Raw genomic sequence first — 20,592 nt, 5'->3', positions numbered from 1 at the left:
GGGCGGTGAGCGCCGTGGATGTCCGCCTGGCACACTCGATCAAGCGAAAGACCAAGCCGAAGATCCAGCCGAAGATCCAGCCAAGGATCAGGTCGACACGGGCGGCACCGTCGGATACGTGTCCGGCGAGGCCAGCCAGCGGACGCGGTAGGGACCGAGGTTGCCAAGGTCACGGTCGTGAGGCGCAAGCAGGTCGACCGGCCCCCACGCCGCCACGTCGACACCCAACTGGTCGAGGCCGATCCTCGTTGACGTCGCTCCCACGTTCGCCAGCCCGATCAGATCCCCAAACGTCGGATGGCGTCGTCGCCAACAGAAGACCTGCTCGTCGCCGACGTCGAGGTAACGAACGAAGGCGCCGCCGTGCAGCTGCGGACAGGCACGACGCGCGTCAACGAGGTGGCGAAGCGACGACCACAGACGGCCAGCAAGCCCATCGACGTCGAGCCGTTTCGTTGCTCCATCTTCATCGAACGCCGGCCGATGGACCCAGCGACTGTCACCGGCAAGTTCCGGATCGTCGAGTGCGGCGAGATCATTGCCCTGGCCAAACTCGTCGCCCATGTAGATGACCGGAATCCCGCCGTGCCCGAACGCGATGCCGTACAGCAGTTTGGCGCGTGCAAGAGCGACGTCGAGTGCATCCGTATCTGCTGCCTCGATTGCTGCGGTTGCGCCAACCAGCGCCGCAGTCATGCCGTTCGTGCGCTCATCACCGGTCCCCAGGTTTGTTGCGAACGGCACTCCCCTGGCCACTGACCCGGGGAAGTCGCCACGATAATACGCCGCGAGAAACGCTCGATGACCCGCCCCCGAGACGCCGGACGCTTCAGCGTCGTGATCGTCGATGGCCCACCCGATGTCGTCGTGGCAGCGGACGTAGGTGAACCAGGTCGTGGTCGCCGGCGGGTCCGGGAGCCGAGCCAGCGCAATCCGGGCGAGGCGAGACTCTCCAGTTGCCAACATGGACCAGGCCTGCACCATCAACTGGTTGTGGTACGCCAGATGGCACTCATGCCGTTCGAGTTCGTGTCGGCCGAGGTAGCCGACGAGGTCGGCCGGCCCAACAATCGCCTCGGCGAGCAGGACCGTCGCTGGCGCACCGATCCCCACCACGGCGCGCAGCGCCTGCGCGACCAGGTGTGCCTCGGGTTGGTTCTGACAGTTCGTACCGAGTCGCTTCCAGGTGAAGGCGATCGCGTCAAGGCGCAAGACGTCGACGCCCAGGTTCGCCAGGGCGAGGGCCACGTCCCCGATTTCACACATCACGTCGGGGTTTGACCAGTTCAGATCCCACTGGAACTCACGGAAGGTGGTCCAGACCCATTTCTCGATATCCGACCGCCATGTGAAATTGCCCGGCGCCATGTGCGGGAACACCTCAGGCAGTGACGCTTCGTAGGCCTCCGGTTCGACGCGGCCGTCGAACATGTGGAAAAGACCCTGGTGGTACTTCGACCCGGCGAGCGCCTGTCTGGCCCAATCGTGGTCGTCACTGGTGTGGTTGATCACGAAGTCAGCGCAGAGGTTGATGTCGGCGCCGTGCAGCGAACTGATCAATGCATCCAGATCTTCCGTCGTCCCGTTGCGCTCGTCGGGGCGGAGATAGTCACGAACCGCATAACCACCGTCGTTGTCGCCGACCCGAGCAGCGAACAGCGCAAGCAGATGGAGCACATCGACGCCGAGTTCGGTCAGATGCGGGATGCGCTGGCGAACCCCGGCGAGATCCCCACCGAACTTGTCGACGTAGGCCATGTACCCAACCCGTTCGGGTAGCTGGAACCAGTCAGGGTGCAGCGACCGGTCACGGTCTCGTTCCCGGAGTCCCCCAGGCCGCATGACGTGACGACGGCGCGCCGTCTCGATCAGACGGTCAGCGGTGGCTGAGGCGCGATCTCCGTAGAGTCCGCGAAGTGCTGACTCGAGTTCGGGACGCCGGTCGGCAACTCGGCCACGAAACTCCTCGTCCCCTCGGCCCATCGCGCTCGACTGCCCCTATTGGACAAGCTGTCCGGCCTCGGACTTCTCGGTGACCACCTTCGAGGAACCCCCCGGCTGCATCGAGATACCGAGGAGCACATCACCGGCTTCCATCGTCCGCTTCTGGTGCGAGACCACAATGAGCTGCGCATCCTTGCGGAACTCTTGGATGAGCCCGAGAAAGCGGTGCAGGTTGACATCGTCGAGGGCTGCTTCGACTTCATCCATCACATAGAACGGCGATGGCCGCGAGCGGAAGACGGCGAACAGATACGCCAGCGCCGTCAGCGATCGTTCCCCGCCCGACAGCAGCGACAGCTTCTTGACGTTCTTGCCACTCGGCTTCGCTTCGACTTCGATGCCCGTGTTGAGCATGTCGTCGGGCAGCGTGAGCTTGAGGTTGCCCTTGCCGCCCGGGAACAGCAGCGCAAACAGCTCGGTGAAGTTCCGGGCAACGTCGTGGAACGCTGTCGCGAACACATTTTGGATCTCCGCATCGACCGCTGCAATGACCCGAGCGAGTTCGCGGCGTGTGGTTCGTACGTCTTCGAGTTGTTCTTCGAGGAACGTGTGTCGGGCCTGCAGCTCGTTGAACTCTTCGAGGGCCAAGGGGTTGATCGGGCCGAGCAGACGCAGCTCACGTTCGAGCTCACGAACACGGCCCGCTGGAGTCGCTCCGTCGGGAACCTCCGGCATCTCGGCGGCCTCAGCGACAGCTGGCTCGATGTCGAGTTCACGGCGCAGCGTCTCGATCGCTGTCTCAAGGCGCAACTTCGCCTCGGCTTCTTCGAGTTCCGCCTTGCGAGCCCGCTCGCGGGTGACGTCGAGCGTCTGTTCCTTCTCGGCTCGATCACGACGCAAGGTGTCGAGCTCGGTCGTGAGTCCACGCACCTCATCGCTCTGCTTGCGACGTTTCTCGGCCAGCTCGGCGTAATGACTTTCGACGACGTGACGATGCTGCTCGACGAGTGCGGCGAGACGATCGATCACATCGATCTGGCGCTCGATGACGAGCCGCTGACTCTCCGCAGCGACGCGCGCTTCTTTGTCTGCTTCAAGACGACGCTCGGTCTCGACGAGACGACGTTCGTTGAGCTGTTGACGTTCCTGCAGACCGGCAAGCCGGACCTCGATGTCACGGCGACGCGACGACAGCAGGGCCGAGCGAGCTTCGAGTTCTGCCCGGAGCTCACCACGCGCTCGCGCTGCCTCCGACTCGGCCTGCTCGTCGCTCTCGAGCGCAGGAAGGAGCGCTTCGATCTCGGTGATCCGCTGCTGCTCACGCGTGATGTTGACTTCTGCCTCGGCAATGTTCCGGTCGAGTGTTTCGAGTTCAGCCTGAATCTCACGCTGCTCACCCTGAGTTCTCGACAAGCCTTCTGAAGCGGCGCTGAACCGTGCGTCGTTGGCGTCGAGTCGCTTGGCGAGCTCGACCTCAGTGTTCTTGGCAGCACGCAGCGTTTGCTCAATCTCGGCAACAGCGCCGCGCGCGCTGTCAAGTTCGGCACTTGCGGTCTTCGATCGCTCGCTCGCCTCTTCAAGTGCGGCGGCCGTGGCTCCCCCGCCGGCTGTGCCGATTCGCCAGCCGCTGAGTCCGAATCGGTCGCCCGAGCCAGTGACGACCACAGCTTCAGGATGTTGCATTGCAGCGTCGAGTGCCTCGGAGAGTTTGTCGATCCGCACCGCTGAACCGAGCAGACCGTCAAGCAGGGCCTCAACCTCAGGACGTTGGCTGCGCGTGTGAGGACGCACAGGGTCACCCAGGGCCGGGGCGTCGGACCCTTTGGGGCGAGCGCCGAGGGCGATGACCGCGCCGCTCGTGTCGCTGCTCCTGAGTGCGTCTAACGCTCGACGACCTGCGGCCGGGTCGTCAACCACCACGGCAGTGAGCGACTCGCCGAGTGCAGCCTCGACGACCGGCTCCCAGCCTTCGTCGATTTCGATCAAGTCGAGCAGCGTCCCGAGCACGCCGTCGACGCCCTGGAGACGCTCAGCGCCCGCCCGGGCGCGGGCCGCGTCAAGCGCCATCTGGAGCGCTTCGACGCGTGCCGCCCAGCGTGAGGCTTCCTCGGCAGCATCGTTGCGCAACGACTGACGGGCTTCGAACGTGGCCTGCGCTTCCATGGCGGCCTGCTCGGCGGCCTCGACCTCGTCGACGAGCGGCGCTTCAATCGCACCGGCTTCATCACAGTCGGTGCGGAATCGAGCAGCCTCTTCTTGTGCGAGCTGTGAGCGATTTGTCAGTGATTCCTTGCGACCGACCATCCGGTTGAGTTCACCCGCGGTGCGCTCAACCGCAGACGTGATCGACCGCAGCTCGCCACGAACCTCGGCCGCCGCGCTGGCTGCTTTCGTGGTGGTCTGGTCTTCGCGCACGGCTTCGAGAATGTTCTCGCGTTCGCTGCGGAAGGACGACTCGTCGAAGCTGAGCTGGCCGGTTTCGGGTGCGAGTTCGGCAAGTTCAGCCGCTGCGTTCTCAATTTCCTCACGGAACCGGGCTGCGTCCGCCTCGAGGTTCGCAACCACACCGGCGTCGAGGAGTTGGCCCTTGTCACGTTCGAGTGAACGGCGACGCTCGACGAGCACGGCCGCCAGTCCCCGCGCGCGCTCGCGGAGCTGCTCGACGTGACGCAGGCGATCGCTGATGTCGCTCGCCCCGCGTGCCGAGAGTTGTGCCTCAATCGACATCACTGCCGTGTCGAGTACTGCGAGAGCTGACTTCAGTTCTGCTTCACCCGTTGAACTCTCGAGCTTGGTCGAGGCCAAGGCTTCGAGCTTCACGCGCAGGCTGGCGATTTCGCGACCGGAGACAAAGGTCTTCAACGCCGTCAGCTCTTCGATGAGCGAACCATGACGCTCGGCAGCCTTTGCCTGACGTTCGAGCGGACGAAGCTGGCGGCGGACTTCCCGAAGCAGGTCCTGCACGCGCAGCAAGTTGGCCTCGGTTGCGTCGAGGCGACGCTCAGCCTTTTCCTTGCGCTTACGGAACTTCAGCACCCCGGCAGCTTCTTCGATGATCGCTCGGCGGTCTTCTGGGCGAGCGTTGAGCACCGCATCGATCTGGCCCTGGCTCACGATGACGTGCTGCTGCCGACCGACTCCAGCATCGCTGAGGAGTTCCTGAACGTCGAGCAGGCGACAACCGACGCCATTGATCATGTACTCGGACTCACCGGTGCGGAACAAGATGCGCGTGACAGTGATCTCGCTGAACTCCAAACCGAGCGTGCCGTCGGCGTTGTCAATGGTGATGCTGACCTCGGCGCGCCCGAGCGCGGGACGCTTTGCGGTCCCGGCAAAGATGACATCGTCCATCTTCTGTGAGCGCACGGCTTTCGGGGCTTGCGCTCCGAGCACCCAGGCAATTGCGTCGACGACGTTCGATTTGCCCGACCCATTGGGTCCGACCACCACGGTCACGCCCGGTTCGAGCACCATCGGCGTGCTGTCGGCGAACGACTTGAAACCCTTGAGGGTCAGATTCTTCAGGTACACAGCGGACACGAAGCTACTTGCTCAGCCGCCCGCTCCCCCAACATCAGACGACCAGTTGCTGAGTGGCTGGTCATCAGTGTTGGCAAACGGGACAGTAATGAGTGGAACGACCGCCAGAGATCGTGCGTCGAATCCATCCGCGACCACACGTGCTGCACCGTTGACCGGTGCGGCCGTAGACGCGATGTTCGTTCTGAAAGCTGCCGCTCTCGCCATCCACATCAACGTATTGCGCGTCACCCAGCGTGGATCCACCGACCTTGATCGAGTCGTTCAAGATGTTGCGAATCGCGTCATGCAGCCGCCACGTCGCTGCTGCATCAATCGTGTTGGCCGAGCGGTCGGGGCGCAGGCGCGCACGGTGGAGGATCTCGTCTGCGTAGATGTTGCCGATGCCAGCGACCTTGGTCTGGTCGAGCAAGAACGGTTTGAGCGTCTGGCTCGTGGCTCGGACAAGCTGACGAAGGTGAGCGCGTGGGAAGTCCTCCGCGATTGGGTCGACCCCGAGTCGGGCGATGGGCGGCAACTCAACAGCTGCATTGGCGGGGTCATAGACCACGACCTCGCCGAATGTGCGTGGATCGACAAACCACATTTCCGTGTCGTTGTCGAGTGACAGCACAACATGGGTATGCAACGGTCGATCAGCGCCCCGGTCAGCAATCAGAACCTGTCCGCTCATCCGCAGATGGATCATCATGACATCGCCAGAATCGAGCGGCATGAGCAAATATTTGCCGCGCCGGTCGGCCCGCAGAATCGTCGTGTTCGTCAGCCCGTCGATCAACGCCTCTCTCGACGTGCGCCGAACGACCCGCTCGCGGCCCACCTCGACGTGTTCGACGGTCCTGCCGACCAGATGCTGGTCAAGTCCTCGACGGACGGTCTCGACTTCGGGGAGTTCGGGCATCGGCAGTGCTTCAGGACAGCGCTGCAGCCGCTACCGACGCGGCGGATTGCTCGGCGGCCTTCTTCGAACGCCCTGCACCCTCGCCGAGCACATCGCCATCGAGCGACACGGTCGCCTGGAACGACTTCGCGTGGTCTGGACCAGTTGACGTCACCGTGTACACCGGAGCGCCGCGTCCCGCCCGGGCGGCAAGCTCCTGCAACTGGGTCTTGTGGTCGAGGTGGTCGAGACGACCGACGGAGGTCAACATTCTTGGCGCGACCCATCGCTGCACCATGGTGTACGCCGGCTCGGTGCCACCGTCGAGATACACCGCGCCTAGGACCGCTTCGAACGCATCGGACAGAATCGACGATTTCTCTGCACCGCCTGCCGACGCTTCGCCCTTGCCGAGCAGCAGATGCGGGCCGATGCCGATCGTCTCAGCGACTTCGGCGAGAGCGCTGGCGTTGACCACACTCTTGCGGAGGTCGGTGAGGAGCCCTTCTGCAAGTGCGTCGAACTGGTGAAATGCGATGTCAGCGATCACCCATCCGAGCACTGCGTCGCCAAGGAATTCGAGTCGTTCGTTGCTGCGTTCGCCCGGCGTCTCGGCACACCAAGATCGATGGGCCATCGCTTGCCGCAGTAACTGCAGATCGGCGAACTCGTAACCAATCGTGACCGCCAACGTCGCCAGATCAGGCGAGGCGTCGTCAGGCACGTGAGCCGCCTCAGTCGTTGGCATGTTCGTGGACGTAGTCCACGGCGTCGCGCACGGTCTTCAGGTCTTCGAGGTCCTCGTCTTCGATGCGGAATCCATCCACACGGTCGCTGAGCGCTTCTTCGAGCGCCTCGACGAGTTCGATCAGCGCGAGCGAGTCGGCTTCGAGGTCATCGGCGAAGGATTGGCCTTCGCTGATTGTGTCGGGTTCGATCTCGAGAATGTCAGACAGTGCGTCACGGACGATTTTGAGAACTTCGTCACGCTTGATTTCGGCGGCCATGACGGCGAGCCTAACTCAGCGGGTCGACGGTTCAATCTGCCGGTGCGGCGGCGGCGATGGCATCTCGGATCTCGGTCACCATGTCGTGTTCGACGAGATCACGCGCCACGTTGATGCCATTTTCGATCGCCCGGGCACTCGACGATCCGTGAGCGATGATGCACACACCATTGACACCGAGGAGCACGGCGCCGCCGTACGTGTCCGGATTCAGGGTCTCGTAGAGCGGAAGCAATGCCGGCATCAGCGCATCGGCGTGCTCTTTGTATTCCGGCTGGGCAAACGCTTCGAGGAGCGCACCGATCACCGCTTGCATGCCGCCTTCGAGCGTCTTGAGGACGACGTTGCCGGTGAAACCGTCGGTAACGCATACATCGACATCGTCGCTCATGACGTCGCGGCCTTCGACGTTGCCGATGAAGTTCAAGCCGGGCGCAGCAGCGAGCAGCGGATGCGCTGCCTTGCGGAGCGTGTCGCCTTTGCCTGGCTCCTCCCCAATCGACAACAAGCCGACCCGTGGATTCTCAATTCCGAACCGGCGGCGCGCGTACACCGCTCCCATGAGAGCGAATTGGACGAGCCATTCCGGCTGAACTTCGGCATTGGCGCCGGCATCGAGCAGTACCGTCGGGGTAGTACCAGGAACCGGGATCGGCGTTGCGATCGCCGGACGCTTGACTCCAGAAATGCGACCCATGCGGAGCAGCGCGGCCGCCATGGTGGCGCCGGTGTTGCCCGCTGAGATCATGGCACTTGCTTTGCCATCACGGACGGCCTCTGCGGCGCGCACCAAGGTGGAGTCCTTCTTTCGACGGACGCCCTGGGCAGGATCGTCGAGCATGCCGATGACCTCGGATGCGTGGATCAGCCCCAGAGTTGAACCACCGGACGTGAGTCCTTCCAGCCCCTCAGGGCCGACAAGAACAACCGGTGTGCCCGCGACGGCAGCGGCGTGCGCACCATCAAGATTAGGTTGCGGCGCGAGATCGCCGCCCATGGCGTCGACTGCGACGGGAAGCATGTGAGAAAAAGAACTCAGACGTCGACGACGACTCGGTCCTTGTACCACCCGCAGCTGCCGCACACCGTGTGCGGCGTCTTGGCGTTGCCACAGCGGGGGCAAATGCTCCGCGGCGGAGTCTGCAGCTTCCAGGCGCTGGCACGACGGCTGCGAGTCTTCGACTTCGATGTCTTCTTCTTGGGAACGGCCATCGTTCGCTCTTTCGTTACTACATCGACCACTCTGGTCGACGGAAAATCGTCTTCCGCTGTGCAGTTCTGCCCGCACAGCGACGTGCAACGTTATCGCCGCCTGACGGAGATCAATGCTCGACGCGCGAATCGCTCATCGCCGGTTGATCGGACGGTGAAACGGGCAGTCGCTCAGGAATCGTCGAGCACCAGGCCGTCGAGCGCCGACCACCGGTGATCTGTCACCGTCGTGTCGCACTCGCACGATGTTGTGTTCAAGTTGATCCCGCAGGCGGGGCACAGGCCGGCACAGTCCTCGGCGCAGACCTGTTCGGCATCGAGTTCGATCAATGCGAGCTCGCGGACCATGGCCGTGAGGTCGAGTTGTCCGTTCTCGATGGGGTACGCGTCTTCGTCGGTCAGTTCGATCTGATACAGCTCGTCAACGCCGACGACGGCAACGCCGGCGATGTCCTTCAAACAGCGCCTGCACGCCGAACTCCATGGCGCTCGGACCGAGCCCTTGACGACGATGCCATCGTTCATCGATGCGAGCACGAGCGCAACACCGATGTCACCGTCGAGTCGCTCGTGGACGACCCCCAACGGCTCAGCCGGAATGGCCGCGTCCACTGGGCGCTCCGTTCCAGGCTGCCGCAGCAGCTCAATTGCGTTGACCCGCAGAGGCCGCAACTCATTCACCATGCAAATGATGGTATCGGTGCGAAGAGGCGGGGTCGCCCGCGAAGGCCCGACGCCGAGAGACGGTCAAGCCGGCCTTGGCCAGCCCAATTAGATGTCTTGGTCGAAGAAGGCCGAGGACTCTTCGATTGACGGGAGCTGACCTGTGTTCGAGGTCGGATCCTGTTCGGCCCCACCAATCGACAGCCGTTGACGTCCAGCGTTCACGGTCTTCTGCAGCTTGTCGAGCAGGATTTCGAAGCTTCCCAGGCGCTGGTCGAGGAAGTCCTCGGTCTCGTGCTTGAGGCGACGCGAGTCGGCGTCTGCGGTCTCCATCACCGTGCGGGCCCGCTGCTCGGCTGCACGCACGACTTCAGTCCGCTGCACCATCCGCTCGGCACGCACACGTGCAGCCTCGAGCAGTTCATCAGCTTCACGGCGCGTCTTGGCGACGAAGTCTTGACGTTCCTTCATCATCCAACGCGCCTGGCGAAGCTCGTCGGGCAACCGATGCAGCGACTCCTCGAGCAGTTCGATGATCTCGTCGCGGTCGATGCGTGGAGACGACGACAGCGGCATGGTCGGCGCGGTCGAAACAATGTCGATGGCGCGGCGCAGCAGCGTCTCGGCATCGCCGACGTAGCCAACCTGGGCGTCCTGATCGGGGTACTCGTCGTCGATGTCGTCGTAGTCGTCGTGTTGGTCGTCGTAGCTCATGTCAGTGGTGGTCATTTCTCGTCATCGGCAAAGACGGTGCGGAGTGCGTCGGCGACGTTCGCCGGCACCAGATGCCCGATGTCTTCACCGTACTTGGCGATCTCCCGCACAAAGCGGCTGCTGATGTAACCGAGTCCCGGGGCGCACGGCAGATAGACGGTGCGGATACCGGTGACGGCGTAGTTGTTGTGGGCCATTTGCTGCTCGATTTCGAAGTCTTCACTGTTGCGCAGACCCTTCACGATGAAGTCGACGTCGGTGCGCTGGGCTGCTTGGACGGCAAGGCCGGTCTGCGCGATCACCGTGACTCCGTCGAGGTGAGCCAGCGCGTCTCGGGCCAGCTCAATCCGTTGGTCCACCGCGAACAGGCCTGACGTCTTGGAGTGGTTGTACATCACCGCGACGACGACCTCGCCGAACAGTTCGCTGGCGTGCGCGATGACGTCGACATGACCGAGATGCAGTGGGTCGAATGAACCGGGATACATCACTCGCTGGGCTTTCGCTCCGGAAGCGTTCACCTGCGAGACACTACTGCGGAGGGTTCGGGTCGGAACGTTCAAGGAACGTCACGACGGTGCGGCCGTACTTCTTCTGCCGAGTGATCGCCCACTCTGCCGGACACGTGATCGGGCGGCCCGACTCGGCGACGAACAGGTCGGCTCGAACCAACCCCAGCAGCCGATCCCATGCATCGAAGTCGTAAGGCGGGTCTGCGAAGACGATGTCGCAATCGAGTGACGAGGCCACGGCCATGACGTCCGAGGAAATCACTTTCGAGCGGTCGCTGAGGTCGAGCGCCTCAAGGTTGTCCTCGAGCGCGTACCGAGCATTTCGATCTCGTTCGACAAACACGCAGCGCTCCGCGCCACGGGACAGGGCTTCGATACCCACTGCGCCGCTGCCTGCGAAAAGATCCACGACGAGCGCGCCGTCCAGGATTCCGGAACTGCCAAGCGAATTGAAGATCGCTTCGCGCACCCGGTCGGTCGTCGGCCGCGTACTCGTCCCCTCCGGCGCCACGATCTTGCGTCCGCCCAGTTCTCCCGCCACCACTCGCATCTCGCACACGATACGACTGCCCCGGCTCCGCAACTCCGCCGCCCAACATTTCCTGCTCGCTCCATGCCCGACGAGATCCGTGTCAACCCGGGGCCCTCGCTCCCTCCCCCTCTCCCTCTCTCCCCCCTCTCTCGCCCGCCTCTCCCTCTCTCCCTCTCTCCCTCTCTCCGCCGCATCGGAGTGCTGTGAGCACGAGTCCGGCAGACTGGGAGCATGATCACGCCGGACGCTCAGATCACGTGCATCGACTGCGGTGGCCGTTGCCACCTGTTGTCGATGCCGCGAGAAGACGGCGTGTGGCTTCCGGGTGACTGGGTGGCATACCGCTGCGAAGACTGCCTCGATCGATGGGACCTGCAGATCCCAGAAGACGCCGACGACGACGCTGAGCGGGGCGACGTCTCCGGCGAGGACTGGCTCTGAGCGTCAGCTCTTCGCCAAGAATTCTTCGTCCCGGTCGCTAAAGATCAGGTCAAGTTCGTCGGCGAGGTCAGGTCGACCAGCGAGATCTGGGTCGGAGTCCACGATGTCGAACGCCGCGGCACGAGCGAGCTCAATGAGCTTGCGGTCACGACGCAGTGACGCCAGCTTGAGATCACTTCGGCCCTTCTGCGCCGTCGACATCAAGGTGCCTTCACCGCGCAGATCAAGGTCGACCTCGGCCAGCTCGAAACCGTCCGTCGTCGCAACCAGCGCCTCAATTCGAGGATTGCCAACCACAGGGTTGCCTTCAGCATCTTCTTTCTGCTGAGTGACCAGCCAGCACGTCGATGCGTGCTGGCCTCGGCCGACTCGACCACGGAGCTGATGCAGCTGGGCGATCCCGAATCGATCAGCGTCCAGAATTGCCATCACCGTCGCGTTGGGGACATCGACGCCAACCTCGATCACCGTGGTCGCCACCAGCACGTCCAGCTCACCGCGACGGAACTGGTCCATCGTGGATTCCTTCTCATCCGACGGCAGCTTGCCGTGCAACATGCCGAGGCGGAGTCCTTGGAGCTCTCCGAAGGCCAGCCGTTCGAGCGTCTCTTCAGCCGATGCCACCTCAAGCTTCTCGCTCTCCCCCACCAGCGGGCACACCACGTAGGCCTGGCGACCGGCGGCCACTTCGTCCTTGATGTCGTTCCAGACGCCGGATTCCATGAGCGGACCGTCGGCCCACATCGTGACGATCGGCGTGCGCCCTGGGGGTAGTTCGTCGAGGATGCTGACATCGAGATCGCCGTACACCGTCATCGCCGCGGTCCGAGGAATCGGCGTCGCGGTCATCACCAGCGTGTCAGGAACGGCACCGTCGGCAGTTTTCTCTCGCAGGGCAGCGCGCTGTTCAACACCGAAGCGGTGTTGCTCGTCAACGACCACCACACCCAGACTCGAGAAATCGACGGCCTCTTGAATGAGCGCGTGCGTACCGATCGCGATGTCAACCGAACCGTCGGCCAGACCGGCCAGGACGTCCTTGCGGGCGGCCCCGGTCACCCGGTTGGTGAGCAGTTCGACCCGCAACGGTCGATCTCCGAACAGGTTGTCAGGATCCGGAACAGTGATCCCATCGAGCATTGCTCGGACCGACGCGGCATGTTGCTCCGCCAACACTTCGGTCGGCGCCATCAACGCGCTTTGGTGACCGCCGTCGACTGCCGCGAGCATCGCTGCCACTGCCACGACGGTCTTGCCTGCGCCAACGTCTCCCTGGAGCAGCCGATGCATCGGGTGTCCACTGGCGAGGTCGGCGTTGATCTCAGCAATCGTTCGCTGCTGTGCCGCAGTCATCGGGAAGGGAAGTGACGCTGTGAAGCGCTGCACCATCTCGCCGCCGACCGCGTGCTCGATGCCCAGCGAGTCGCGTTCCAGTGCCCGCTTGCGCAGGACCAACACGAGCTGGACTCGGAGCAGTTCGTCGAATGCCAGGCGATACCGAGCCAGCTCCTTCGTCTTCATGTCGTCGGGCAGGTGAATTCCAGCAAACGCTTCGGACCGGTCGATGAGTCCGAGGCGACGCCGCACCCGTTCGGGAACTGGGTCGGCGATGCCTCGCTCCGCACAGCGACGGAGCGTTTCCTCGACCCAACCCGCCATTTCCCACGTGTTGATCTGCGCCTTCTCGCTCTGCGGGTAGATCGGCACGATCTTGCCGGTGCGGTCACCGATCATGTCGACGACCGGGTTCGACATCTGCAGTCCGCCGCGATAGGTGTCGGCCTTGCCGTACAGCGCGACGTGGAGACCCTCTTTCAGCTGGCGTTCACGCCACGGCTGGTTGAAGAACACGAGGTCCATGCGCCCAGAGCCATCACCTACGTTGACGTTGACCATGGTCCGCCGGTTGCGTGTCGTGCGCTTGGTGACTGAGCGGATGGTCACCAAAACCAAGGCCTCTTCACCCGGAACGAGGTCGGCGATACGCGCCTCGTTGGTGCGATCGATCCAACGCCGCGGGTACGTGGTGACGAGGTCGAACAGATTCCTGATGTCAACCTTGGCCAACGACGCCTGCTTCTTGTCGCCCACTCCTCGAAGTCGCTCAACAGGAATCGCGGCCAGATCCCGCAACGTGATCGGAGTCGTCGAAACCATCAACGTCAAACTAGCGAGCAGCGACGAATTCGTCGTTTGTGTCGGGATTTCTGCGGACCGTTCCGCAGAAATCCCGACGCAAACGGAAAGTGAGATCTACTCAACGCCGAACAAGTAGGGATACAACGGTTGGCCGCCGTGTTGAATTTCGACGGCGACGTCACCCCGATGATCGCTCAACCAACCTTCAATCGCAGCGGTGTCTGCAACCGCAGCATCACTCCCCACGACCACGGTGACGAGTTCTGCGGAATCCCCAACGAGTTCTTCGAGGAGCGCAATCGATGCACCAGCCGGAGAATTGCTGATCGCAGCAATGCCATCGCCCTTGACGATGCCAATCCAGTCACCGGTCGCGATTGCACCCGCCTCGGAATTCGTGTCGCGAATCGCCTGCGTGACCTCACCCGTCGCCACCGAATCCGCAGCGTCGTTCATCTCCGCGCCATTTTCGTCGGCTGACCCTTCCGGGTCGTAGACAACGAGGGCGGCGAGCGCTTCGGGCATCGAGCGAGTCGGCACAACCACGACATGCTTCGAGGTCAGGGCATCGATCTGCTCCGCCACCGGGATGATGTTCTTGTTGTTCGGCAGGATGACAACCTGTTGGGCGTTCACATGCTCGACCGTGTCGAGCAATTCGGCCGTCGACGGATTCATCGTCTGGCCGCCGGTGACAACACCTTGCACCCCGAGCTGGGCGAACAACTCGACGAGACCTTCACCCGAGCAGACCGCGACAACTGCCGTTGTCACGGAAGGTAAACCGGCGCCGGCGCGGGTGGCCGTGGCGTCGGTACCTGGGTCCGCAGCGCCACCCATTGCGGCCTCGCGCTTGGCATGTTCCTCATCGACTTCTTCAAACAGGTCCGTGACGCGGATTTGCTTCGGGCGACCGCCGAGGCCGAGTGGCACCTCGATGGCGGCGCCAATGTCGTTGGTGTGGACATGGCAGTTCCAGATGCCCTCGCCGCCGACGACGACGATCGAGTCGCCGATAGCCCCCCAGCCGACTTTGAACTCGTCGATACGCGCGTCGTCGAGATCCATGAAGTACATGACTTCGTAACGCTGGTCGGCAACGTCGACGTCACCCGCACCGCCGACCTTCGTCGCACCCAAGCGAGGCGATGTCGTCTCGAAGGCGGCCGCGACCGCTCCGCCCAAACCATCATCTTCTTCCGCTTCAGGCAATGGGACCCCGTCGACGATGTGCAGCGCCGAGTCCAGCAGCAACAGGAATCCAGCGCCGCCGGCGTCGACAACCCCGGCTTCTTTCAAGACGGGGAGCTGTTCGGGCGTGTTGGCCAGCGCAATCTTGCCCGCCTCGTGTGCGGCATGAACGACCTCGGCCAGCGATCCGCCGGCATCAGCTGACGCCTTGGCAGCATCGGCACTGAGCCGCACCACGGTGAGGATCGTTCCTTCGATTGGTTTGAGGACGGCCTGATACGCACCAGTGGCAGCGGCCTGCATCGCCTCGGCAAACTTCGCCCCACTCGCAGGGGTCTGCGTCTTGAGTGTGCTGGCAAGACCACGCATGATCTGGCTGAGGATCACACCACTGTTGCCCCGGGCACCCATGAGCGAGCCATGGGCGATGGCATCGCAGGTGGCATCAAGGTCGTCCGCGTCAGTGCCGTCCATCTCGGCGACCACAGCATCAAGCGTGCGCGTCATGTTGGTCCCGGTGTCGCCATCCGGCACCGGGTAGACGTTCAACCGATTGAGCCAACCCGCGTGCGCCCGGACCGTGTCGCGGAAGGTGCGAACCGTCTCGCGCAGTGCTTCGGTGTTCAACCGTTCAAGTGTTGGCACGGCCGCAGAGCTTACGGGGCGACCCAAGTCGTTGGCATCCGCCGACACGCAGTTGTCAAACGGAACGTCAGGGCCCCTCGCGCTGAACTCGTTCAATCGATGACCACAGGCCGGTTGCGATGCCCGTCGACGTTGGTAGCCTCACGTGGCTGTTTCAGAGCGCTGTCGCGTGCTGGAGCTGACTCGAACTGATCTGAAGCGAAGCATCGCAGGAGAATCCAATGGCATCAAAGTGTGAAATGTGTGGCAAAGGCCCGTCGTGGGGCATGTCGGTGTCGCACTCGCACCGTCGCACCAAGCGTCGTTGGAACCCAAACATCCAGCGTGTCCGTGCGCAGGTGAACGGCTCGACCAAGCGCGTCAACGTCTGCACCGGCTGCATCAAGTCCGGCAAGGTCGTTAAGGCCGGCTGAGCCGGTCAAGGCACCATGCAAGGCGTCATCAAGGCATACGACCCGACGACCGGTGACGGTCTCGTCATGTGCGATACCGATTTGCAGGACTATGAACTCGCCGGCAACGCCCTCGAGGGTTCACTTTTTCGCATGCTGCGCCAAGGCCAGCGTGTGATTTTCGTCCTCGACGACGCCGGTCGAGCTACTCAGCTCAGCCTCGGCTCCGAGGTCGACATGAAGACCCCCGGGCACTGACGCTTCGGGACTGAGCGCACGCAGCTCGCCTCGCTCGCTCTGCTGCGGGAGCCGGAATCGTGCGCATCGTTGAGACTCCCCCGCAGACCGCGGCAAGCGGCTGTGTCACCTGTCGTCCTTGACCTGGCGTGACCCTCTCCTTCGCCTTCTCGTCTCGGCCCACCCCTCGTTGTCGGGTTTCATCGCTTGGGGTGATCGCGTTTCCTCCGCTATCGCATCGAGCGATGGGGTATGGCGATTGCCGATAGGAGCGCTGACAAGACGTACGGCATTGCACGATCGACGCCACCAGCGCCTATTCTTCCATTCGAACATTCTCGAACACGACGCTGCATTCAGCGAGGAGCACAGCATGAGTGGAACCACCAGTAACGAACGACTCAAGGATTGGGTCGCCGACTGGGCAGCTATCATGCAGCCAGCCGACATCTACTGGTGCGACGGGTCCGCTGACGAGTACGAACGACTCTGCCAAGAGCTCGTCGACTCCGGCACCTTCACCAAGCTCGATGAAGCCAAGCGGCCCAACAGCTACTGGGCCCACTCTGATCCCGGTGACGTCGCCCGCGTCGAAGATCGCACATTCATTTGTTCTGCGACCGAGGTCGAGGCCGGCCCGAACAACAACTGGCGCGATCCCGCGGAGATGCGCGCCGAGATGAAGCGGTTGTACACCGGGTGCATGAAGGGGCGCACGATGTACGTCGTGCCCTTTTCAATGGGTCCGCTCGGCTCGCCCATCGCCCACATCGGAGTGCAACTCAGCGACTCCGCGTACGTCGCCACCAACATGCGCATTATGACCCGCATGGGCCAGGGTGCACTCGACGCACTCGGTGACGACCAATGGGTCCCCTGCCTCCACTCCGTTGGCGCCCCGCTCGCCGATGGTGCAACCGACGTGCCGTGGCCCTGTGATGCCGAGAACAAGTACATCGTGCACTTCCCTGAAACCCGCGAGATCATGTCGTACGGATCGGGCTACGGCGGCAACGCACTGCTCGGCAAGAAGTGCTTTGCGCTGCGTATCGCTTCGGTCATGGCCCGCGACGATGGTTGGTTGGCTGAGCACATGCTCATCCTCAAGCTCACCAACCCGCAAGGCGAGTCGAAATACATCGCGGGCGCCTTCCCGTCGGCATGTGGCAAGACCAACCTTGCCATGCTCATGCCGACCATCCCCGGGTGGAAAGCCGAAACCATCGGCGATGACATCTGCTGGATGAAGATGGGCGACGACGGGCAGCTCTACGCCATCAACCCCGAGGCCGGTTTCTTCGGTGTCGCACCCGGAACCAGCCATGCCACCAACCACAATGCGATGGAAACGCTGTGGGGCAACTGCATTTACACCAACACGGCGCTGACCGACGACGGTGATGTCTGGTGGGAGGAAATGACCGACGACCCGCCGGCACGAGCCACCGACTGGCGCGGCAACCCCTGGAATCCCGAGATCGACACGCCTGCAGCGCATCCCAATGCCCGATTCACTGCACCTGCGTCACAGTGCCCGTCTGCGGCTGCTGAGTGGGAAGACCCCGCTGGCGTTCCGATTTCTGCGATTCTGTTCGGCGGCCGCCGCCGTACGACGGTGCCACTGGTGACCGAGGCGAACGACTGGGAGCATGGCGTGTTCCTCGGTTCGATCATGGCTTCAGAGAAGACCGCTGCGGCCGAAGGCGTGCAGGGCGAGCTCCGCTTCGACCCAATGGCGATGCTGCCGTTCTGTGGATACAACTACGGCGACTACTTCACGCACTGGCTCTCGATGGCTGACAAGACCGACGAGTCGAACCTGCCGAAGATCTTCTTCGTCAACTGGTTCCGCCGCGACGAAGAAGGCCGCTTTCTGTGGCCCGGATTTGGCGAGAACAGCCGAGTGCTCAAGTGGGTATTCGAGCGGGTCGACGGCACCGTCGACGCCGTCGACACCCCGATCGGCAAGCTGCCCGTCAAGGACCAACTCGACTTGGCAGGCCTCGACCTCGATCCAGATGACCTCGAGCGCATCCTCGAGGTCGACACCGACGGTTGGAAGGGCGCTGTGCCACAGATTCGCGAGCACTTCGCCCGCTTCGGCGATCGCCTGCCGGCTCAGCTCACCAAGGCCGTCGACCAGCTCGAGGCTGCACTGTAAACCCGCTGGTCGCTCCATCTGGTGCCTGGCACCGGATGGAGCAACCAGTGAACGATGATTGAAAACGACGAAGGCCGGGCTGTGCAGCCCGGCCTTCGTCGTTTTCGGGTTCAATGAATCAGTCGGTGTGGGGAACCACTGCAACGGCCTTGCGGCCCCTGTGGTTGCCGAACTCGACGACGCCGTCGGTCAGCGCGAACAACGAATCGTCCTTGGCCTTGCCAACATTGTTGCCGGGATGGAACCTCGTGCCGCGCTGGCGAACGATGATGGCACCCGTACGGATCTCAGATCCGCCGAACACCTTCACGCCGAGGCGCTGTGCGTTGGAGTCACGGCCGTTCCGTGTGGAACCGCCACCTTTTGTCTTTGACATGTGCGATCAGCCCTTCTTGATGCTGGTGATCTCGACCACGTCATACTTTTGACGGTGGCCGTAGCGACGATGGTTGTTGGTGCGGCGTTTGAAGGTGTAGCCGTTGATTTTCGGGCCAGCGGCCCGACCAACGATCTTGCCGGTGACTGAAGCTCCTGCGAGCTCGTCAGCCGTGGCAAGAACAGTGTCGCCGTCGACGAGCATGACGGGGGTCAGCGACACGTCGCTGCCTTCGTCCGCGCCGAGCAGTTCGAGCTGCACTCGCTGGCCTTCGGCCACTTTTTCCTGCTTGCCGCCTGAGGCGATTACTGCGTACATAGCGAGAAGCGATGCTAACGGCGTGATTGCACTATTGCTCGCGCGCTGGTCATCGAGATCGACGGACGCCGGTCACGTCTCGTCGCCGGCGACCTCTTCGGACTCCCGGGCGGCTCCTGCAAAGATCCCCTTCGCCATCAGCGAAGTCTCCTGCTTGCGTCGGGCGCGATAGATGATGGCGCGCTGTCGATGGATACCGCCGTCGGCAGGAGCAGCCCACCCGGCCAGATCGGCAAGGTGGCATGCAAGCCGGAACTCTCCCTGTTCAGCGACGACCTGTGCTCGTTCGATCAGCCTTCCGGCGCCACCGGCCAGTTCAGCCAGTTCAGTCGCCAGCACGGCATCAGGGGCCGGCTTGAGGCGGCTTGGCGCGCCGTCCCACCAGCCGCCGAACTGGCGCCACACGCCACGCACCACGAACTCCGGTTCATCGTAGAGCGGCCGCAAGTAGGGCTTCGACAGCAAATCGTCGGGGACGGTGACCGAGTGAACGATCGTGTCGAGCACCTCACCGGCATTCATCATGTCGATCACCTCGCGCACGATCAGTTCCAGCGCCGTGGCAATGTCGTCGAGCACGCCGGCGATCCGGGCTCGGCCCTCGATCGGCAACCCATGCGCGGGAAGCAACAGTTCGGGCTCCTTGGCGATCATCTCGCGCAACGCAGCGGCCCACTCGATCGGGAATCGCTGCACCTTCTGCGGATTGCCGGCGTTCGGGAAGTTCCAGATGACGAAGTCGCCGACCGCCATCCACTTCTCCTCAGGCATCCACGCCCACAAGTGGTCGTCGGTCTCACCGCGGGCGTGGTGCAGTTCGATCGTGCGCGACCCGATCTGGAGCGTGTCGTGGTCGTCAACCACATGGTTGGGGCGCGCCGTGTTGTTCGGAATGAATTCGGGGAAGTCGCCCATCCCAAAGTCGCCCTTGACCCCACCGAACTGGCGGGCATTGATCTGCACGTTCCAGTCGTTGGTCTCGGCATACCGCTCAAACCGGCGCTCGACGTTGCGATGACCGACCACGGTCATGTCGCCGTACTCAGCACCAAACGCCACGCTGCCGCCGACGTGATCGGCGTGGCCGTGGGTGTAGACGAGGTGACTCACCGGTTGGGCGCTCCAGCCCTTGATGGCCTTGACCACCTTCTCGCCGGTCATCGCATGTGACGCGTCGAAGGCGATCAGCCCGTCACCGGAGTCGACGACCACGCTGTGGCTGAAGCTCTCGACCACCGCGAGGCCGTCGCCGATCTCGCTGAGTTCATTGCTGGTTCGATTGAAGGGTCGATCGGTCAACCCGTTGTCGATGATCTCCGATGAAAGCGCAAGAAGGTCAGCCATTTGCCAAATCTAGATACAGCAGGCATCCCCATCGGCACCCGGGGCGCCAGGGACGGACTGGAACTCAACCGTCAACGACTTGGCGACCTTGCCCTTTGTGACGATGCGCATCGTTGCCGCCATGCCGACGAGCTGGGGCGTGATCAAGATGCGAAAGTCGTCATGACGCAACCGGCGATAGGGAGCCAGGTTCTTATTCTTGACATTGGTGTCGACCGACACCTCGGCGACCTTGCCTCAACCGGTGGGGCGGATGAAGTCAATCGACATCGTGCCGCCCTTCTTCTCCAAGACCTTGCGAGCATCGTCGGTGATCTGGATCTCCATGCTGCGATTCTAGA

General features: G+C 63.1%; 21 protein-coding genes. 4 read left to right on the top strand and 17 right to left on the bottom strand.

From position 1 onward, the window contains the following. Positions 1–87: 87 nt before the first annotated feature. The 11 genes from ACH2DW_RS01065 to rsmD form a co-directional block, all read right to left on the bottom strand. Positions 88–1,758, bottom strand: a complete 1,671-nt coding sequence (locus ACH2DW_RS01065) for an alpha-amylase family glycosyl hydrolase (RefSeq protein WP_394927857.1) — start codon at positions 1,756–1,758, stop codon at positions 88–90. 240 nt (positions 1,759–1,998) lie between these two features. Continuing rightward, on the bottom strand, positions 1,999–5,487 hold the full coding sequence (gene smc, locus ACH2DW_RS01060) for a chromosome segregation protein SMC (RefSeq protein ID WP_394927856.1): 3,489 nt from the start codon (positions 5,485–5,487) through the stop codon (positions 1,999–2,001). 64 nt (positions 5,488–5,551) lie between these two features. Continuing rightward, positions 5,552–6,388 carry a bifunctional DNA-formamidopyrimidine glycosylase/DNA-(apurinic or apyrimidinic site) lyase gene (gene mutM, locus ACH2DW_RS01055; RefSeq protein ID WP_394927855.1) on the bottom strand — a complete coding sequence of 279 codons (837 nt, stop codon included), beginning with the start codon at positions 6,386–6,388 and terminating at the stop codon, positions 5,552–5,554. A gap of 10 nt (positions 6,389–6,398) precedes the next feature. Continuing rightward, complete coding sequence (gene rnc, locus ACH2DW_RS01050; RefSeq protein WP_394927854.1) at positions 6,399–7,091, bottom strand: ribonuclease III; 693 nt, start codon at positions 7,089–7,091, stop codon at positions 6,399–6,401. Positions 7,092–7,101: 10 nt separating this feature from the next. After that, the gene (locus ACH2DW_RS01045; protein WP_394927853.1) at positions 7,102–7,374 is read right to left on the bottom strand and encodes an acyl carrier protein; all 273 of its coding nucleotides are present in this window, start codon (positions 7,372–7,374) and stop codon (positions 7,102–7,104) included. Between the two features lie 31 nt (positions 7,375–7,405). Continuing rightward, positions 7,406–8,395 carry a phosphate acyltransferase PlsX gene (gene plsX, locus ACH2DW_RS01040; RefSeq protein WP_394927852.1) on the bottom strand — a complete coding sequence of 330 codons (990 nt, stop codon included), beginning with the start codon at positions 8,393–8,395 and terminating at the stop codon, positions 7,406–7,408. A 14-nt stretch (positions 8,396–8,409) separates the two neighbouring features. Beyond that, the gene (gene rpmF / locus ACH2DW_RS01035; RefSeq protein ID WP_394927851.1) at positions 8,410–8,586 is read right to left on the bottom strand and encodes a 50S ribosomal protein L32; all 177 of its coding nucleotides are present in this window, start codon (positions 8,584–8,586) and stop codon (positions 8,410–8,412) included. Between the two features lie 171 nt (positions 8,587–8,757). After that, positions 8,758–9,270 (bottom strand): YceD family protein, encoded by a 513-nt coding sequence (locus ACH2DW_RS01030; protein WP_394927850.1) that lies wholly within the window; start codon positions 9,268–9,270, stop codon positions 8,758–8,760. Positions 9,271–9,357: 87 nt separating this feature from the next. Beyond that, entirely contained in the window at positions 9,358–9,978 is a 621-nt protein-coding gene (locus ACH2DW_RS01025; RefSeq protein WP_394927849.1) for a hypothetical protein, read from the bottom strand. Further along, on the bottom strand, positions 9,975–10,484 hold the full coding sequence (gene coaD, locus ACH2DW_RS01020; protein ID WP_394927848.1) for a pantetheine-phosphate adenylyltransferase: 510 nt from the start codon (positions 10,482–10,484) through the stop codon (positions 9,975–9,977). The genes ACH2DW_RS01025 and coaD overlap by 4 nt, the downstream gene beginning before the upstream one ends. A 10-nt stretch (positions 10,485–10,494) precedes the next feature. Then, complete coding sequence (gene rsmD, locus ACH2DW_RS01015) at positions 10,495–11,025, bottom strand: 16S rRNA (guanine(966)-N(2))-methyltransferase RsmD (protein ID WP_394927847.1); 531 nt, start codon at positions 11,023–11,025, stop codon at positions 10,495–10,497. 213 nt (positions 11,026–11,238) lie between these two features. Between rsmD and ACH2DW_RS01010 the strand changes: the two genes are divergently transcribed. Then, positions 11,239–11,448 carry a hypothetical protein gene (locus ACH2DW_RS01010; protein ID WP_394927846.1) on the top strand — a complete coding sequence of 70 codons (210 nt, stop codon included), beginning with the start codon at positions 11,239–11,241 and terminating at the stop codon, positions 11,446–11,448. A 3-nt stretch (positions 11,449–11,451) separates the two neighbouring features. Here the strand turns inward: ACH2DW_RS01010 and recG are convergent, their stop codons facing one another. Together recG and ACH2DW_RS01000 are read right to left on the bottom strand one after the other, a co-directional pair. Then, positions 11,452–13,605, bottom strand: coding sequence for an ATP-dependent DNA helicase RecG (recG, locus tag ACH2DW_RS01005; RefSeq protein ID WP_394927845.1), 2,154 nt, complete (start codon positions 13,603–13,605; stop codon positions 11,452–11,454). A gap of 96 nt (positions 13,606–13,701) precedes the next feature. Then, a complete protein-coding gene (locus tag ACH2DW_RS01000) occupies positions 13,702–15,423 on the bottom strand; it encodes a DAK2 domain-containing protein (RefSeq protein ID WP_394927844.1) in 1,722 nt (573 codons plus the stop codon). Positions 15,424–15,644: 221 nt separating this feature from the next. Here ACH2DW_RS01000 and rpmB point away from each other — a divergent pair, with 221 nt between their 5' ends. The 3 genes from rpmB to ACH2DW_RS00985 all read left to right on the top strand — a co-directional run bounded on the left by rpmB (position 15,645) and on the right by ACH2DW_RS00985 (position 18,213). Then, positions 15,645–15,836: a 50S ribosomal protein L28 gene (gene rpmB, locus ACH2DW_RS00995; protein ID WP_394927843.1), complete on the top strand. Its 192-nt coding sequence runs from the start codon at positions 15,645–15,647 to the stop codon at positions 15,834–15,836. A gap of 15 nt (positions 15,837–15,851) precedes the next feature. Next, the gene (locus tag ACH2DW_RS00990; RefSeq protein WP_394927842.1) at positions 15,852–16,073 is read left to right on the top strand and encodes a hypothetical protein; all 222 of its coding nucleotides are present in this window, start codon (positions 15,852–15,854) and stop codon (positions 16,071–16,073) included. A gap of 352 nt (positions 16,074–16,425) precedes the next feature. Continuing rightward, entirely contained in the window at positions 16,426–18,213 is a 1,788-nt protein-coding gene (locus ACH2DW_RS00985) for a phosphoenolpyruvate carboxykinase (GTP) (RefSeq protein ID WP_394927841.1), read from the top strand. Positions 18,214–18,331: 118 nt separating this feature from the next. Here the strand turns inward: ACH2DW_RS00985 and rpmA are convergent, their stop codons facing one another. From rpmA to ACH2DW_RS00965, 4 genes are all read right to left on the bottom strand, one after another. After that, complete coding sequence (gene rpmA, locus ACH2DW_RS00980; RefSeq protein ID WP_394927840.1) at positions 18,332–18,589, bottom strand: 50S ribosomal protein L27; 258 nt, start codon at positions 18,587–18,589, stop codon at positions 18,332–18,334. 6 nt (positions 18,590–18,595) lie between these two features. After that, positions 18,596–18,907, bottom strand: coding sequence for a 50S ribosomal protein L21 (rplU, locus tag ACH2DW_RS00975; RefSeq protein ID WP_394927839.1), 312 nt, complete (start codon positions 18,905–18,907; stop codon positions 18,596–18,598). A 72-nt stretch (positions 18,908–18,979) separates the two neighbouring features. Then, positions 18,980–20,251 (bottom strand): alkyl sulfatase dimerization domain-containing protein, encoded by a 1,272-nt coding sequence (locus ACH2DW_RS00970; protein WP_394927838.1) that lies wholly within the window; start codon positions 20,249–20,251, stop codon positions 18,980–18,982. A gap of 9 nt (positions 20,252–20,260) precedes the next feature. Next, a complete protein-coding gene (locus ACH2DW_RS00965) occupies positions 20,261–20,473 on the bottom strand; it encodes a hypothetical protein (RefSeq protein WP_394927837.1) in 213 nt (70 codons plus the stop codon). Between the last annotated feature and the right edge of the window lie 119 nt (positions 20,474–20,592).

It is taken from the genome of uncultured Ilumatobacter sp. (genome assembly GCF_963980585.1).
Lineage (GTDB): Bacteria > Actinomycetota > Acidimicrobiia > Acidimicrobiales > Ilumatobacteraceae > Ilumatobacter_A.
The sequence above is the reverse complement of the archived record's forward strand: the minus strand, read 5'-3'. Positions and strand labels throughout refer to the sequence as shown.